At 61.0% G+C, this 14,964-nt stretch carries 17 protein-coding genes; 9 read left to right on the forward strand and 8 right to left on the reverse strand.

From position 1 onward, the window contains the following. Positions 1 to 12 precede the first annotated feature (12 nt). Genes glgX through BLR20_RS05590 form a run of 5 tightly spaced genes read left to right on the forward strand, consistent with a single transcriptional unit; the run spans position 13 to position 5,238 of the window. On the forward strand, positions 13 to 2,196 hold the full coding sequence (glgX, locus tag BLR20_RS05570) for a glycogen debranching protein GlgX (protein ID WP_004417444.1): 2,184 nt from the start codon (positions 13 to 15) through the stop codon (positions 2,194 to 2,196). Then, complete coding sequence (locus BLR20_RS05575) at positions 2,193 to 3,206, forward strand: acyl-CoA dehydrogenase family protein (protein ID WP_054993866.1); 1,014 nt, start codon at positions 2,193 to 2,195, stop codon at positions 3,204 to 3,206. Before glgX ends, BLR20_RS05575 begins: the two co-directional genes overlap by 4 nt. 13 nt (positions 3,207 to 3,219) lie before the next feature. Then, positions 3,220 to 3,993, forward strand: coding sequence for a PIG-L deacetylase family protein (locus BLR20_RS05580; protein WP_010431078.1), 774 nt, complete (start codon positions 3,220 to 3,222; stop codon positions 3,991 to 3,993). Beyond that, complete coding sequence (locus tag BLR20_RS05585) at positions 3,990 to 4,616, forward strand: SAM-dependent methyltransferase (RefSeq protein ID WP_032612714.1); 627 nt, start codon at positions 3,990 to 3,992, stop codon at positions 4,614 to 4,616. The genes BLR20_RS05580 and BLR20_RS05585 overlap by 4 nt, the downstream gene beginning before the upstream one ends. Then, positions 4,585 to 5,238, forward strand: coding sequence for a glycosyltransferase family 2 protein (locus tag BLR20_RS05590; RefSeq protein WP_032612713.1), 654 nt, complete (start codon positions 4,585 to 4,587; stop codon positions 5,236 to 5,238). The genes BLR20_RS05585 and BLR20_RS05590 overlap by 32 nt, the downstream gene beginning before the upstream one ends. 9 nt (positions 5,239 to 5,247) lie before the next feature. Here the strand turns inward: BLR20_RS05590 and BLR20_RS05595 are convergent, their stop codons facing one another. The 4 genes from BLR20_RS05595 to pcaD all read right to left on the reverse strand — a co-directional run bounded on the left by BLR20_RS05595 (position 5,248) and on the right by pcaD (position 9,179). Next, entirely contained in the window at positions 5,248 to 6,288 is a 1,041-nt protein-coding gene (locus BLR20_RS05595; protein WP_032613029.1) for an alpha/beta hydrolase family protein, read from the reverse strand. Positions 6,289 to 6,663: 375 nt separating this feature from the next. Further along, entirely contained in the window at positions 6,664 to 7,272 is a 609-nt protein-coding gene (locus tag BLR20_RS05600; RefSeq protein WP_010431089.1) for an FMN-dependent NADH-azoreductase, read from the reverse strand. Between the two features lie 75 nt (positions 7,273 to 7,347). Then, positions 7,348 to 8,307, reverse strand: coding sequence for a LysR family transcriptional regulator (locus BLR20_RS05605; protein ID WP_010431093.1), 960 nt, complete (start codon positions 8,305 to 8,307; stop codon positions 7,348 to 7,350). An 80-nt stretch (positions 8,308 to 8,387) separates the two neighbouring features. Further along, positions 8,388 to 9,179, reverse strand: coding sequence for a 3-oxoadipate enol-lactonase (gene pcaD, locus BLR20_RS05610; RefSeq protein WP_010431096.1), 792 nt, complete (start codon positions 9,177 to 9,179; stop codon positions 8,388 to 8,390). Between the two features lie 126 nt (positions 9,180 to 9,305). Here pcaD and BLR20_RS05615 point away from each other — a divergent pair, with 126 nt between their 5' ends. Continuing rightward, positions 9,306 to 9,674, forward strand: coding sequence for an MmcQ/YjbR family DNA-binding protein (locus BLR20_RS05615; RefSeq protein ID WP_010431097.1), 369 nt, complete (start codon positions 9,306 to 9,308; stop codon positions 9,672 to 9,674). Here the strand turns inward: BLR20_RS05615 and BLR20_RS05620 are convergent. Together BLR20_RS05620 and BLR20_RS05625 are read right to left on the reverse strand one after the other, a co-directional pair. Continuing rightward, positions 9,669 to 10,103 carry a DUF1294 domain-containing protein gene (locus BLR20_RS05620; protein ID WP_054993865.1) on the reverse strand — a complete coding sequence of 145 codons (435 nt, stop codon included), beginning with the start codon at positions 10,101 to 10,103 and terminating at the stop codon, positions 9,669 to 9,671. The genes BLR20_RS05615 and BLR20_RS05620 overlap by 6 nt on opposite strands. Further along, positions 10,100 to 10,930 (reverse strand): undecaprenyl-diphosphate phosphatase, encoded by an 831-nt coding sequence (locus tag BLR20_RS05625; protein ID WP_054993864.1) that lies wholly within the window; start codon positions 10,928 to 10,930, stop codon positions 10,100 to 10,102. Before BLR20_RS05625 ends, BLR20_RS05620 begins: the two co-directional genes overlap by 4 nt. Before the next feature lie 251 nt (positions 10,931 to 11,181). Here BLR20_RS05625 and pnuC point away from each other — a divergent pair, with 251 nt between their 5' ends. Then, a complete protein-coding gene (pnuC, locus tag BLR20_RS05630; protein ID WP_054993863.1) occupies positions 11,182 to 11,745 on the forward strand; it encodes a nicotinamide riboside transporter PnuC in 564 nt (187 codons plus the stop codon). Continuing rightward, positions 11,742 to 12,287, forward strand: a complete 546-nt coding sequence (locus BLR20_RS05635; RefSeq protein ID WP_010431102.1) for an AAA family ATPase — start codon at positions 11,742 to 11,744, stop codon at positions 12,285 to 12,287. The genes pnuC and BLR20_RS05635 overlap by 4 nt, the downstream gene beginning before the upstream one ends. On the opposite strand, the gene BLR20_RS05640 is transcribed toward BLR20_RS05635, so the two are convergent. Beyond that, positions 12,264 to 13,589, reverse strand: a complete 1,326-nt coding sequence (locus tag BLR20_RS05640) for a sigma-54-dependent transcriptional regulator (protein ID WP_054993862.1) — start codon at positions 13,587 to 13,589, stop codon at positions 12,264 to 12,266. The two genes, BLR20_RS05635 and BLR20_RS05640, sit on opposite strands and share 24 nt — an antisense overlap. 329 nt (positions 13,590 to 13,918) lie before the next feature. Here BLR20_RS05640 and BLR20_RS05645 point away from each other — a divergent pair, with 329 nt between their 5' ends. Beyond that, a complete protein-coding gene (locus BLR20_RS05645; protein ID WP_003315350.1) occupies positions 13,919 to 14,185 on the forward strand; it encodes a hypothetical protein in 267 nt (88 codons plus the stop codon). Positions 14,186 to 14,342: 157 nt separating this feature from the next. Here the strand turns inward: BLR20_RS05645 and BLR20_RS05650 are convergent, their stop codons facing one another. Continuing rightward, entirely contained in the window at positions 14,343 to 14,954 is a 612-nt protein-coding gene (locus BLR20_RS05650; protein WP_025990943.1) for a vWA domain-containing protein, read from the reverse strand. Between the last annotated feature and the right edge of the window lie 10 nt (positions 14,955 to 14,964).

Here is a 14,964-nt window from a genome sequence, read left to right on the forward strand (position 1 = left end):
CAGGAAGTCATCATGAATACGAAGTCCACTACACCGGCAGAAGATAATTCGGCCCCGCTAGACAACCCTGGCAGTACCCCGTCTCGCATTCGTGAAGGACTTCCCTTTCCTCTCGGTGCAAGCTGGGATGGCCTGGGCGTCAACTTCGCCCTGTTCTCGGCAAACGCCACCAAGGTAGAGCTGTGCCTGTTCGACTCCACCGGCGAAATCGAACTGGAACGCATCGAACTTCCGGAATACACCGACGAGATTTACCACGGCTACCTGCCGGACGCGCACCCGGGCCAGATCTACGGCTATCGTGTGTACGGTCCGTACGATCCGAAGAATGGCCATCGTTTCAACCATAACAAGCTGCTGATCGACCCGTACGCCAAACAATTGGTTGGCGAACTGAAGTGGTCGGAAGCGCTGTTCGGTTACACCATCGGCCATCCTGACGGCGACCTGAGCTTCGACGAACGCGACAGCGCCCCTTTCGTACCGAAAAGCAAGGTGATCGACGAAGCCTATACCTGGGGCCGTGATCAGCGCGTCGGTACGCCTTGGGACAAGACGATTTTCTACGAAACCCACGTGCGCGGCATCACCATGCGTCACCCTGAGGTGGCCGAAGAGCTGCGCGGTACGTTTGCCGGTCTGGGATCAGCCCCGGTCGTCGAGCATATTCGCAAGCTGGGTGTGACCTCCGTCGAGCTGCTGCCAATCCATGCCTTCGTCAACGACCAGCATTTGCTGCAGAAGGGCATGACCAACTACTGGGGCTACAACAGCATCGCGTTCTTCGCCCCGGACCCGCGTTATCTGGCAAGCGGCAAGATCGCCGAGTTCAAGGAAATGGTTGCGCACCTGCACCATGCCGGTCTTGAGGTCATCCTCGATGTGGTCTACAACCACACCGCCGAAGGCAACGAGTTGGGCCCTACCCTGTCGATGCGCGGTATCGACAACGCCTCGTACTACCGGTTGATGCCGGACGACAAGCGCTACTACATCAACGACTCGGGCACCGGCAACACCCTCGACCTGAGCCACCCTTGCGTATTGCAAATGGTCACCGACTCCCTGCGTTACTGGGCTTCGGAAATGCACGTCGACGGCTTCCGCTTCGACCTGGCGACCATTCTGGGCCGCTACCATGACGGTTTCGACGAACGCCACAGCTTCCTGGTCGCCTGCCGTCAGGATCCGGTGCTGCGTCAGGTCAAACTGGTCGCCGAGCCATGGGACTGCGGTCCGGGCGGCTACCAGGTGGGCGGTTTCCCACCAGGCTGGATGGAATGGAACGACAAGTTCCGCGACACCGTTCGTGCCTTCTGGAAAGGCGACGAAGCTCAGTTGGCCGACTTCGCTGCGCGCATGACCGCGTCCGGCAACATGTTCAACCAGCGCGGTCGTCGCCCTCAGGCGTCCGTGAACTTCATCACCGCGCACGATGGTTTCACGCTGCATGACCTGGTGTCGTACAACGACAAGCACAACGAAGCCAACGACGAAAACAATCAGGACGGCAGCAACAACAACCTGTCCTGGAACCATGGCGTCGAAGGTCCGACCGAAGATCCGGAAATCAATACCCTGCGTCTGCGCCAGATGCGCAACTTATTCGCCACCCTGCTGCTGGCACAAGGCACGCCGATGATTGTTGCAGGCGATGAATTCGCGCGTACTCAGCACGGCAACAACAATGCCTACTGCCAGGACAGCGAGATTGGCTGGATCAATTGGGATCTGGACGAAGATGGCGAAGCACTGCTCAAGTTCGTCACCCGCGTGATCAAGCTGCGTCAGACCTACCCGATCCTGCGTCGCAGCCGCTTCCTGGTAGGCGATTACAACGAAGAGATCGGCGTCAAGGACGTGACCTGGCTCGCTCCGGATGGCAACGAGATGAGCGTCGAGCAATGGCACGATGCCAATGGCCGTTGCCTGGGCATGCTGATGGATGGTCGCGCACAGGAAACCGGTATCCGTCGCGCGGGTGCCGACGCCACGCTGTTGCTGGTGGTCAACGCGCATCACGACGGCGTCAACTTCACCTTGCCGGAAGTGCCTGAAGGTACCCATTACGAGTGTCTGATCGACACCAATCAGGATGATGCACGCAGCAAGGAGCACTTTGCGTTCGGTTCGCAATACACCGTGACGCCGCGTTCGCTGCTGCTGTTCGAACTGAAGCGTGAAGACCAGCAATGATTGATGCCTTGAGTGAGTTTCTCGACTGGCGCAAGCACGGTTATGCCGATACGCGTGCGCTGGGCGAGTGCTTGCAGGCATTGGTCAACGAAGGTCTGGATCAGCTTCCCCTGCCTGCCCGCGGTCAGACACTTGAGCGCTGGCGGGCGCTGGCCTGCGTTGCAGGCCACGACCTGGGGTTGTGCAAGTTGTACGAGGGGCACACAGACGCCTTGGCGATCATGGCGGAACTGGGTGCCCCGCCCCCCGAACAATTCAGCACCTGGGGCATGTGGGCGGCAGAGCCGCCGCAGGCACGGGTGAATATCAGCGGCGCAGGCGATGCACTTCGCCTGCACGGCCGCAAGGCATGGTGCTCGGGCGCTGCGGCGCTGAGCCATGCGTTGATCACTGCATGGGACGCCGAACATCGTCAGCAACTGGTTGCAGTGCGCCTTGACCAGCCTGGCGTGCACATGACCAGTGACGGTTGGCGCGCGGTGGGCATGGGCGCTACCGGCAGCATCGATGTGGTTTTCGACAACGCCATCGGTCAAGCGATCGGTGCGCCGGGCGGCTACCTCGACAGGCCTGGCTTCTGGCAGGGCGGCATCGGCATAGCGGCCTGCTGGTACGGCGCATCACGCGCCATCGCGCAGCGCCTGCTGGCCCACGTCGGCAAGCGCGAAGAGCCGCACGCCCTCGCGCACCTTGGCGCCGCGGACGTAGCGCTGCATGCTGCAATCGATGTATTGCGCGCAGCTGCCGTGCACCTGGATCAGGCCCCGACCGACAACGCCGAAATACTTGCCAGACGTTGCCGTGCTTATGTCGAACAAGCCGCCGATCTGGTGATTCAGCATGTGGGCCGTGCCGTCGGCGCGGGTCCTTATTGCAAGGACCCGCACTTTGCCCGGCTGATCACCGACCTGCCGGTTTTCCTGCGTCAGAGCCACGCCGAGCAGGACCTGGCGGCATTGGGTCAATTGGCTGGCAAGGCATTGCCTGCGGCACGGACGTGGTCACTATGAGAGCGTATAGAGCATGAGTGAAGGGTTCGTGGTGAGTGATGACGAGTCCGGCCAGGGTACTTCCCTCGCCGCCTGGAATGCTTCGAACAAGCTGCGCGGCCTGCCTGCGATCACCGCCGACTTGCTGGTGCCGACCAATTGCCGAGCCGTGATCATCGCCCCGCACCCGGATGATGAAGTCCTGGCCTGTGGCGGCCTGATGAGCCAGCTGGCACAGCTGGAACGTAACCTGTTACTGATCTCGGTGACCGATGGTACGGCCAGCCATCCGGGCTCCACGCTCTGGCCTGTCGATCGTCTGTGCAAAGCCCGGCCTGAGGAAAGCGCCGAAGCCTTGAATCGCCTCGGCATACCTGTCGAGCGCCTGGAGTGGTTGCGTTGCGGCTTTCAGGACGGCGCAGTGGCCGAAGCGGAAGATCAGTTGGCGGCCTTTCTCGAACAGCATCTGGGCCCTGCCGACGTGGTGTTCGCCACGTGGGCAGAAGATGGCCATAGCGACCATGAAGCGGTTGGCCGGGCCAGTGCCAGAGCCTGCGCGACGACTGGGGCACAGCTTCACGAAGTACCGGTCTGGGCCTGGCACTGGGCTGATCCTGAAGACCAACGTTTGCCATGGGACAGAGCACGCAAGCTGCTGCTCGATCCGGTGACGCTTGCGCATAAACGCAATGCCGCTCAGGCGTTCACCAGCCAGTTGCAGGGTGATCCGGCAATCGGTCTTTCCCCGGTTTTGCCGGACGCCGTGCTGGAAAGACTGCTGCAGCCCTTTGAAGTGGTGTTCACATGAGCGTCGAGGACAGCTATTTCAATGAACTGTTTCTCAACAGTGACGACCCGTGGGCATTCAAGCAACGCTGGTACGAACGGCGCAAGCGCGCCCTGACGCTGGCTGCCCTGCCCCGCGAACGCTACCGCTCGATATTCGAGCCCGGCTGCGCCAACGGCGAACTCAGTGCCGATCTTGCCGGGCGTTGCGACGCACTGGTGTGCTGTGACACTTCGAGCCTGGCTGTGGACCTGGCACGCAAGCGTCTGGCCGACCTGCCCCATGCCCGAGTGTTGCAGGCGCGGTTGCCGCAGCAATGGCCGCAGGGCGAATTCGATCTGATCGTCTTCAGCGAGATGGGTTATTACCTGGACGCCGACGACCTGCACGGCCTGATCGACCGCGCGCTGTCGGCCCTTTCACCGGACGGCCAGTTGCTCGCCTGTCACTGGCGGCCGGATATCGAAGGCTGCCCGCTGAACGCCCAGGCGGTCCACGACATCCTCGCCGCACGCTTGTCCATGCACCGACTTTTCAGTCATCACGAACAGGATTTCCTGCTGGACCTGTGGAGTCGTGATGGAACCTCCGTAGCAGAACAGGAATTCTCCGATGATCGGCATACTGATCCCGGTGCACAATGAAGAGCAGTTACTCGACTTGTGTCTCGAAACGATAAAGCAGGCGGCTGCACACCCCGACCTCAAGGGCGAATGCGTGGAAGTGCTGGTGGTTCTCGACAGCTGCACTGATCGCTCGGCGGAGATCGCCCGGGCCCATGGCGTGATGGTTCTCGAAGTATCAGCGCGCAATGTGGGCCAGGCTCGAGCACAGGGCGCGGAGTTTCTTCTCGACCGGGGTGCACGCTGGCTGGCGTGTACCGATGGCGACAGTACCGTGGCCAGCGACTGGCTTGCCGAGCAGTTGGCGCTGGATGCCGACGCCGTGTGCGGAACAGTTACGCCCGGCGACTGGAGCAAGGACATTTCGGCTGCCGCGCAGGCTGCTTACCTGCAGCATTACCAGCACCGTGACGGTCACCGCCATATTCATGGTGCCAATCTGGGCGTCAGCTCGATTGCTTACATCAGCGCCGGTGGATTTCCGGCACTGTCCTGCCACGAAGACGTGCACCTGGTTCGGCAACTGGAATTGATCGGTGCACGGATCGCCTGGAGCTGCCGCCCCAGGGTCACGACCAGCACCCGCCTCGACTCTAAAGCCAGGGGCGGGTTTGGTGATTTTCTGAGTTCGCTGAATGCCTGAACGGCGTGTCTACTGATGATGCGCTGTCTGCATGCCTGAACGGTCATCGTCGGCCGAATTGAGTGCTGCACTGAAGAACCGCACCGCTTCGGCGCTCAGGTTGCGGTGAATATCCTCACGGTCGACTCCGTCAGGGTCGTTACACAGCAACGGCGCACTCGCGCGTTGTTCATCACTGCACGGTGCCATGAATACGAAATGCCCTGCCCCGGCCAGTAACTTGTAGTCGGGCGGCTGCGGCAGCTTGCGCGCCAGTGCTTCTGCGTTTCTGTCGATGGCCAGCAACTGATCATCGTCCCCCGCGTACATCAGCACCGGCACATGCACATCACCCAGCGTGTGACGGCCGAACATCAGGCTCAACGGGGCCATCAACATCAGTGCGCCAACCCGCGGATCAGCCTGAGCGTGAAGGTCATCACGGTCTGCGACCAGTTCACCCTGCGTCTTGCAGGCGTCGCGGTCTGTCGGGCGTTCGACGCAGTACTGACGCAGACGCTGCAGATCAGGTTGTGCGCCGGCAAGAATCAGCGCGGTTTCGCCACCGGCCGAATAACCGATCACACCCACCTGCCGGGCATTGAGATAAGGAGCCAGCAAGGGGTCGAGCAAGGCCGTGCTGATCGCCTCGGAAATCTGCAGCGGGCGGCCATACAGGTTACTCAGGCTGCCGAGGCGGCTGTGATCGCGATCATTGTCGCCAGGATGAACCACGGCAACCACCACAAACCCCTGACGCGCCAGCGAAGTGGCCAGGTCATGCAGCGCCAGCGGAGTACCGGTGTTGCCGTGCGACAGCAACAGCAACGGGAACCGGCCCATTGCGATAGGTGCCTCTTCACCGGCCTCGACGCGGTAGCCATGAAGGGTGCTCACCTGCTCGGCGGCGGTCGACGGGTAAAAGGCGATGGCCTCGACCGGCTGGGAATCCAGCGGGTCAGGGAAACTCAACTGATGATAGCCCGCGCTCCAGGACTCATCCGCCTGAGCGTGCACCGAAACAAGGCTATCGAGCAGGAAAACCAGCATCACTGCACAAAGACGTACCATGGCAAGGCCCAACCTTTGCAAATCCGGAACCTCGTCCGGACAATCCATCAAGCGCTTGTGTCGAGCCTCATGCTCCAGCGCGCCGTTCCCACCCAGATATGAGTGTTGAAAACAGAAATAGTGCACAAGCCGGGCCATAAACTGCCCGTTGTTTTTTCGCGAGGGCGAATGTTTCCGCCATCCTGACAAGGCAGTGCGCGAAAACCCTAGTCTAATCCCGGAACCGCCCCGCTACCTGTAAGAAAGCTGTCAAGGTTGTCTCCCGTCAACGAGCAGTTCACTGCAACCTGTCGCCATGCAGCAGAAACAAAAAAACTCCACAACCCGGCAGGCCCCCCCGCGCAGGTTGTAGAGTTTCGTGCAGACCGCTGTTGATCAGGCCGCGAACAGCTCGTTCTGAATGTAGTGCTGAGCAGCGCTCATGGCGTTGGCACGCGGCTCTTCGCCATACGCCAGGCCGTGGGCACGGACGAACTGCAGGTCGGTGATACCGATGAAGGCGAACAGCGTCTTGAGCAGCTCTTCGTGACCGGTGCCAGTAGGTTGCCCGGCGTGCAGACCACCCGAGGTGGAAACGATAATGACTTGCTTGCCGCCACACAGGCCTTCAGGGCCCGCTTCGGAATAACGGAACGTACGGCCTGCAATGAGAATCCGGTCAAACCAGGCTTTCAACTGGGTCGGAATGGTGAAGTTGTACATGGGTGCGCCGATGACCAGCACATCCGAATCGAGAAACTGCTGCAAGGTGGCTTCATTGCCTGCCACTTCCTGCTGCTGGGCGGCGTCACGGACTTCTACCGGCGTGCCCGCTGCGGCGAGGCTGGCGGCAGAAAAATGCCCAAGCGCGTCGCTGGCCAGATCGCGGTAGGTGACCTGGCTGTCGGCGTGCGCATTCAGGTAGGCCTGGACAACCTCATGGGTCAGCTGACGCGAAGCAGAATGATCGCCGAGGATGCTGGAGTCGAGGTGCAATAGATTCATAAACGTAGCTCCCATAAGAAAATCGCCACTGGGCGATGAAGTGGCGAGCATCCTATCCTTGATCGCAATAGATGATTAGTGGTCTTGAATGCGACTGTTCGTTCTATTAAGAGAACAATAAAGCGAGTCAGGACTGAGGCTCAATTCTTTGAACGAAGTCTCGAACACATCCAGCAGGCCCCTGACGGCCGGAAGCAGGCCACGGCGCGAGGCGAACACGGCATGCACGATGCCGCACTTGGGTCGGTGCTCGCTGAACAGCTCTACCAGGCGTCCGTCCTGCAAGGCTTCCCTGGCAATCAGCTCGGGCAGCTGTGCCACACCGACACCCTGCAAGGCGGCCTGCAGCATCATGTCCAGGTCCGAGCTGATGAGCCGGGGCGTGTGGCGTATTTCGGCATAGTGGCCGGGCTGCGTCTCCAGCAACCAGCGGTGCTCGTGATTCGAAGAGGGCATGTCCAGGCTGGGCAGTGTCGACAGCGCGTCGAGAGAAGGCGTTGCCGACAGCCGCGCCGCCAGATCCGCGCGTGCCACCAGACGCTGGGCGCTGTGCCCGAGCTTCTTGACCACCAGCCCGTCGTCTTCCAGAGGCGGAAAGCGCACACGCAGCGCAATGTCGATGTTCTCGGTCAGCGGATCGACGCGTCGGTTGGTACTTTCGACCTGGATCTGAACCTTGGGGTGCTCGGCCGCGAAACGGGCGATGGTCTCGTTGAAGCCCATCGCTGCCAAAGCCGGAGGACAGCTGATCACCACCCTGCCCTGCGGTTCGGATTTGGAACGCAGGATGGCCTCTTCGGCAGCTTCGGCCTCGACCAGCATGGCCACGCAATGAGCGTAATAGTCACGCCCGCTTTCGGTCACCGCGAAAGTGCGGGTCGAGCGGTGAATCAGGCGCACACCCAAGCGCTCCTCGAGCCCGGCAATACGGCGGCTAAGCTTGGACTTGGGGATCCCCAGCTTGCGACTTGCCGGCGCGAAGCCAAGGCACTCGACCACCTGGACGAAATAAAACAGATCGTTGAGATCAAACACCCGGCCACCTCGTTTTCAGAGCCGGGAGTATGCAGCGCCGTGACCCGTGCCTCAAGACCGGGGCTGAGGAACGCGCAGGGTTATTCCGCAGTCAGAAATGCCAGCACCGGCACAGTGAATGCCTCACCCGCCTCGACGCTGGACAGGTGAGCCGCGTGCAGCTCGATGAGCTGCGAACCCTGAATCCGTTCGACCATGAAACGCCCGTCCGCCGGGGTCGTTACCGCGTCCTGCGTGCCACAGACCACCAGCACCGGCAGCTTGATGGACGCGATCTGCTCACGGAAATCCGCATCGCGCACAGCCGCGCAATTGGCCGCGTAACCCTGTGGCGAGGTGCGTGCCAGCATGCCGACAACCGTGTCGACCGCAGCGGGCTCGGCGTCGGCGAAGGAAGGCGTGAACCAGCGTGCGATCGAGGCATCGCGCAACGCGACCATGGCTGAGTGGCCGTCACGCAGAACGGTTTCGATGCGAGGATTCCAGACATCGGGGTTGCCGATTTTGGCCGCTGTGTTGCACAGCACGACCTTGTGCAGGCGCTGCGGCGCATTGATTGCCAGCCATTGACCGATCAGGCCACCCATGGACAGGCCGCAGAAAAAAGCCTTGTCGATGTCCAGCGCATCAAGCAGCGCCAGCACATCGCGGCCGTTTTGCTCGATGCTGTAACTGCCCTCGCTGACCAGCGATTTGCCATGGCCGCGCGTGTCGTAACGCAATACCTGAAAGTGGCGAGTGAATGCAGGCACCTGGTTGTCCCACATGTGCAGATCAGTGCCCAGGGAATTGGACAACACCAGCACCGGCGCGCCCGCCGGGCCTTCGAGCAAGTAGTTCAGTTGACCATCAGCGAGTTGCACGGCAGACATTCGAGACTCCGGAGAAAGACAAAGCTGCACACTAATGAGTGTCGCAGCAGCATACAATCCGCTGATCGAAGATCCGTGCGGCTATCGAACAGCTTACCGTGCGCCGCCAGAACCCAGGGAGCCCACATGCCAAAGAGCCCGCAAAAGACCCTGCACAGGGAAGACATCGCCAGCTTCTGCCTCGAACTGCCAGGCGCGCGTGAGGACTACAAATGGGGCGGCGTGCGGGTTTTTTCCGTCGCCGAAAAGAAAATGTTCGCGGTCATGGATCTGGTCGGCGAGGACCTTGCCTTCAAGGTCCACGCGGAATTGTTTCTGGGTTACGTGGATCGCCCCGGCATACGACCTGCGCCCTACCTGGCGCGTGCGCACTGGATCAGCGTGACAGACCTGCAGACGCTGAGTGCCGATGAATTGCGCGACCTGCTGACCCGCTCGCACCAGTTGGTGGTCGGCAGGCTGCCGAAACGGCAACAGATCGGCCTGAAGCTATAACGGCAACAGCTGCCCGAGCCGCTTGCCCAAAAACAGCCAGTCAATCCACAACGCCTGATGCACCACCACGATCAGCCAGAACACAATCTGAAAAGACACCTTGCGGGTCTTGTGCCGGAACACCTGCTGCGCCAATAGCGCGCCGGGCCAGCCGCCGAGCAGCTCGACGCAATGCAGGACGTTTTCCGGCGTGCGCTGGCCCGCGTTGCCGGCCTGTCGCTTGTCATGCCGGTAAAGCACGAACGCCAGCAGGCTCATGACGATCAGGACCAGCGCAGGAATCGGCGTGACCTGCCTCAGCCACAGCGATGCCGAGCCATAGACCGGCAACGCACACAACAGCAACAACACCAGGATCTTCAAGCGCAATTGCCGGACCGGCGGCCTGCCACGGCTGGCTGGTCGTGACGACTCTCGGCTCGCTGTCATGCCTTGGCCGATGCCCAGTCGATCCAGCCAAACTGCCAGGTCGCCAGAATCAGCAGACCGAAGGCGATGCGATACCAGGCGAACACCGCATAGCTGTGAGTGGCGATGAACTTGAGCAAACCGCGCACTGCAATCATCGCGAAGATGAACGAAGTGACGAAGCCGATGGCAAACACCGCGAAGTCGTCCGGGCGAAACATGTCACGGTACTTGTAGCCCGAATAAACGGCGGCACCGACCATGGTCGGCATGGCCAGGAAGAACGAGAATTCGGTAGCCGCCTTGCGGGACAGGCCGAACAGCAGGCCGCCAATAATCGTCGAACCGGAACGCGAGGTGCCGGGGATCATCGCCAGGCACTGTACCAGCCCTACTTTGAGCGCATCGCTCCAGCTCATGTCATCGACGGTTTCGGTGCGCACGGTGTGCTCGCGGCGCTCGGCCCAAAGCATGATCACACCGCCAACGACCAGCGCCGTGGCCACAGTAATGGCGTTGAACAGGTAGTGGTGGATGGCATCGGCGAAAATCACCCCCAGCACTACGGCTGGCATGAAGGCGATCAGCAGGTTGAGGGTGAAACGCTGCGCTTGTTGCTGTCTGGGCAACCCCACGACCACGTCGAGGATCTTGCGCCGAAACTCCCAGACCACCGCCAGAATCGCTCCCAACTGAATGATGATGTTGAAAGCCATGGCACGCTCGCCGCCGAAATCGATCAGGTCGGCGACGATGATCTGATGCCCGGTACTGGAGATCGGCAAGAACTCCGTCAGCCCTTCTACAACACCCAATATCAACGCCTGAGCAGCGGTCCAAAGATCCATCATTCCCCCATGAAGCGATGCCGCAGGCTCGCTGTTTAATGTTGTCGTGTAAAAAATGCTTGCCACTATGCCGCCACATGCCTGAACGAAGCTTGAAGAAACTCGCGCAAATGCAAGGCGCGGAATGCTAGCAGACCTGCACGCACAAAGCCTGCTGACGTAAGCTCTGGCGCAACACAGGCTGCACGCCGCGCGCAGAAGCGCATACAATCGCCGGCCCCGCCTCCCACTACCCTCACCAAGGAGCCGCCATGTCCGGGCTTGAACTCTTCGCTGCCGCCATCGGCGTTATCGCAGTCTGGCTGACAGTGAAGCAGAATCCCTGGTGCTGGCCAATTGGCCTGGTCATGGTGGTGATTTACATCTGGATATTCTTCGACGTGAAGTTGTATTCGGACATGCTCCTGCAGGTCATCTACGCAGCCCTGCAGGTCTATGGCTGGCTGCAATGGACCCGGCACGGTGACGGTCTGCCCGTCAAAGCCGTGAGCACGTTGCAGAACAGTTCGGTGCTCAAGGGGCTGGCGGTCGGCGCCCTCATCAGCATCGCACTGGGTGCCGGCATGGCGCATTTCACCGATGCGGCACAGCCCTGGCTGGACGCCGCGCTGACCGGGTTCAGTCTGGTGGCGCAGGTCTGGATGGCGCAAAAACGCGTGCAGTGCTGGCCGCTGTGGATCCTGCTCGATGTGATTTTCGTCGGCCTGTTCATCTACAAAGCGCTGTACCTGACGGCTGCGCTGTATGGCTTGTTCACCCTGCTGGCGGTGCAGGGCTGGCGCGAGTGGCGCAACGATCTGGCGCTGGCGCGATGAAGGTCCTGGTGCTCACCGGCCCCGAGTCCAGCGGCAAAAGCTGGCTGTCGGCGGAAATACAGCATCGCTTCGGCGGCCTGCTGGTCGGCGAATATGTCCGGCATTTCATCGATCAGCAAGGCCGTGATACCGATTACGCCGATATTCCGGCCATTGCCCAGGGCCAACTGACCTGGGAAGACGCCGCACGCGGTGCCGAGCCTGACCTGCTGATACTCGACACGCACCTGTTGAGCAACATGCTCTGGAGCCGCACCCTGTTCGGCGACTGCCCTGCGTGGATCGAACAGCAACTGCTGAGCCGCAACTATGACCTGCACCTGCTGCTGTCGCCCGAAGGCGTCGACTGGATCAGCGACGGCCAGCGTTGCCAGCCGCAGTTGGGTGAACGCCAAGCCTTTTTCGACGCCAGCCGGGAATGGCTGGAACATCACCGGCAGGCTTATCGGGTACTGGGCGGAAACTGGGAGCAGCGCCGCGAACAGGCGCTGACTGCTGTATCGCAGCTGTTGGGTGATTCAACGGATCTGGTGCTTGTGTAACAGCCGATAAAACGTCGGTCGCGAAATACCCAGCACTCTGGCCGCCACACTCAGATTGTCACTGTGGCGCGTCAACACATCGCACAACGCCTGACGCTCGGCGCGGGACTTGTAATCCTCCAGCGTCCCCATGCTGCCGACACTGTCCTCCTCACCCAGCAGGCCCAGATTTGCCGCTTCTATCTGCCTGCCTTCGGCCAGCACCAGCCCGCGCCGAACGCGACCGGCCAGCTCGCGGACATTGCCCGGCCAATCGTGCTTGCCCAGCGCCACCAGCGCATCCTGACTGAAACTGCGCGCCCGCCTACCCGTTTCCTGACTGTACAAATGAGCGAAATGGTTAGCCAGCAACGCCAGATCGCCATGACGCTCGCGCAGCGGCGCTACACCGACCTGCAGCACATTGAGCTGGTAATACAGGTCCTCGCGAAAGCGCTTTTTGCGTACAGCCGTTTCAAGATCCTCGCGGGTAGCGGCCAGCACCCGCACATCCACTGCAATCGGTTCGCCGCCGTCCGCGCGCTCGATCTGCCGGTCTTCGAGAAAGCGCAGCAGGCTCGCCTGGGTATCCAGAGGCAGCTCACCGACCTCGTCGAGCAACAACGTGCCGCCGTCTGCGGCTTCAAGCAACCCGCCCCTGCGCTCTTGAGCATCATTAAACCCGCCGTCCTCATGACCGAACAGCACGGTGTGGATCGACTGCCCGTCAGGCGCTGCGCAATCAACCACGATAAAGGGTTTGTCGCGTCGCAAGGACTGAGCATGCAGACTGCGGGCGATCAGTTCCTTGCCTGTGCCCCGCTCGCCCCTGATCAATACCGGCGAATCGGTGGGCGCCAGTTTGCTCAGCAGCCGGCGCAGTTCACGGACAGGCCGACTGTCGCCGAGCAGCTCGGGTTCCGCGTTGAATTGCGACGACGCGCCCTGCTCTTGCGGGTGCCCGGCCGTAAACGCCCTGTCCAGCGAGGCGTACAGCCGGCCGGCATCGAAAGGCAACGTGTGAAAATCGAAAAACCAGCGGCAGACGAAATCGCCGATTTTCTCGCGCCGCAGATCACTGGCCGACAGCACTGCAATCCAGCGTACGGGGCTGTTGACGAAAAGCGCCTGGAGCCTGGGCAAGTGTTCAAAATGATCGGACGTCAGGTGAATCAGGCCTACATCACAATCAGAAATGATTGCCGAAGCCGATGGGCTTTCCTGCACCGTCCAACCGGCTTCTATCAGAACAGGGACCAATGGATGACAGTCGTCACCGCCGTCGAGCATTAACAGACGTCGTGTTGGGGCCGATCCATGCATGAAGATTCCTTGGCGCCCGGCGTATGGAGGGATTTTTAAAAGCTTTTTATAAACAGTCTGTTGGCGAGCCCAACCATCACCCTAGCAAATATTTGACGCGGCGTTGTACCGTTTGGATCTAACGCTCATAACCTGCCGTCATTAACGCGCCAACTGTCCAACCCTCCGGCCAGAGTCAGCCCTGCACGCACGCCAACGAAAATAATTCGCAAATATTTTCACTGAACGGTGTGACTCATGCCCCCTTGTCGTTCATCAACACAAGTAACCAGCCGGACGGTCAGCCCGCCGCCGTGACTGAATTGATACGGGCACTTGAGGAAACGACCATGAACGCCCCACTGCGCTTCAACGATGCACTTCTGATCGCTGGACACGCTTTTGAACCCTTCCAGTGTGTTGCCTGGGCACCGCAGGACGGTAATGGCGAACTGAGCCTGACGGTGATCGACCGCACCAGCAACCGTATCGGTCGCAAGCAGATCCCGAGCAGCACCTATTCCGACAAGCGCCAGCTGGCCAGCGCTCTGGAGCAGGCCCGTGCAGAAATCAGCAACGAAGGCTACGACCTCGAACCGTGGACCATGCCGGCTTGATGGCTGACTGAGCGGGCTTCCCGCTTGGCGTAATGGAAAACCCTGTGGGATCGCCACCCTAGCAGCGCCTGCAGGGATTTGTTCTCAGTGCCATGCTCTGCGCATGCCAACCCCGCAGAGCATCGGCAAGAGAGCCGGGCCTGGCGGGGTTTTCTCCTCAGACCAGCTGCAACTCATCGATGTGCCGGTAATCAGCCCCCAGACTCGATGCCAGTTCCCGCGCCCTTCCCAGGCGGATCGGGCCTTTCTCGATATCGATCAGCAAACTGGCGCAGTCGAATGCAGGCAGTGCCGGTAACGACTTGATCCGGCCATCGGTCAGCACCAGAACCCGCTGCTGTTCGGCCGGATAGCGTTTTTGCCGTTGCGCCAGCCATTCAGCCGCCTGTTGCAGCGCTTCCGGTAGCGGCGTACCACCGCCAGCCCCCAATGCATCCAGCCAGGGCGTCAACGCCGATGAGGCTTTCAGACCCTGATGTTGCCAGCGCGGCGCAGTACCGCTGGCGGTCAGCAAGGCCAGCCGCGCCCGGCGTCGATAAGCATCGTCGAACATCTGCGACAGCAGGCCCTTGGCCTGACTCAATGCCTGATGGCGGCGGGTAGACGCCGACGCATCGACAATCACCAGCAATAATTCGCTGGGTCGGCTGCTGCGCGGCTGACGGACCAGATCCTTGCGGCTCTTCGGCTGACCGCGCAGAAAGGTCGGCAACCATTGCACCGGGCCATCAGCTCCGACACGCACAGCGCCCTGCCTGCCACAGGCCAGTCGACCGGGA

Source organism: Pseudomonas congelans (assembly GCF_900103225.1).
Classification (GTDB): Bacteria; Pseudomonadota; Gammaproteobacteria; order Pseudomonadales; family Pseudomonadaceae; genus Aquipseudomonas; species Aquipseudomonas congelans.

What these genes read in the sequence shown, in the direction of transcription:
- glgX (WP_004417444.1), top strand. Translation starts at nt 13, where the DNA reads ATGAATACGAAGTCCACTACACCGGCAGAAGATAATTCGGCCCCGCTA.
- BLR20_RS05575 (WP_054993866.1), top strand. Translation starts at nt 2,193, where the DNA reads ATGATTGATGCCTTGAGTGAGTTTCTCGACTGGCGCAAGCACGGTTAT.
- BLR20_RS05580 (WP_010431078.1), top strand. Translation starts at nt 3,220, where the DNA reads ATGAGTGAAGGGTTCGTGGTGAGTGATGACGAGTCCGGCCAGGGTACT.
- BLR20_RS05585 (WP_032612714.1), top strand. Translation starts at nt 3,990, where the DNA reads ATGAGCGTCGAGGACAGCTATTTCAATGAACTGTTTCTCAACAGTGAC.
- BLR20_RS05590 (WP_032612713.1), top strand. Translation starts at nt 4,585, where the DNA reads ATGATCGGCATACTGATCCCGGTGCACAATGAAGAGCAGTTACTCGAC.
- BLR20_RS05595 (WP_032613029.1), bottom strand. Translation starts at nt 6,288, where the DNA reads ATGGTACGTCTTTGTGCAGTGATGCTGGTTTTCCTGCTCGATAGCCTT.
- BLR20_RS05600 (WP_010431089.1), bottom strand. Translation starts at nt 7,272, where the DNA reads ATGAATCTATTGCACCTCGACTCCAGCATCCTCGGCGATCATTCTGCT.
- pcaD (WP_010431096.1), bottom strand. Translation starts at nt 9,179, where the DNA reads ATGTCTGCCGTGCAACTCGCTGATGGTCAACTGAACTACTTGCTCGAA.
- BLR20_RS05615 (WP_010431097.1), top strand. Translation starts at nt 9,306, where the DNA reads ATGCCAAAGAGCCCGCAAAAGACCCTGCACAGGGAAGACATCGCCAGC.
- BLR20_RS05620 (WP_054993865.1), bottom strand. Translation starts at nt 10,103, where the DNA reads ATGACAGCGAGCCGAGAGTCGTCACGACCAGCCAGCCGTGGCAGGCCG.
- BLR20_RS05625 (WP_054993864.1), bottom strand. Translation starts at nt 10,930, where the DNA reads ATGGATCTTTGGACCGCTGCTCAGGCGTTGATATTGGGTGTTGTAGAA.
- pnuC (WP_054993863.1), top strand. Translation starts at nt 11,182, where the DNA reads ATGTCCGGGCTTGAACTCTTCGCTGCCGCCATCGGCGTTATCGCAGTC.
- BLR20_RS05635 (WP_010431102.1), top strand. Translation starts at nt 11,742, where the DNA reads ATGAAGGTCCTGGTGCTCACCGGCCCCGAGTCCAGCGGCAAAAGCTGG.
- BLR20_RS05640 (WP_054993862.1), bottom strand. Translation starts at nt 13,589, where the DNA reads ATGCATGGATCGGCCCCAACACGACGTCTGTTAATGCTCGACGGCGGT.
- BLR20_RS05645 (WP_003315350.1), top strand. Translation starts at nt 13,919, where the DNA reads ATGAACGCCCCACTGCGCTTCAACGATGCACTTCTGATCGCTGGACAC.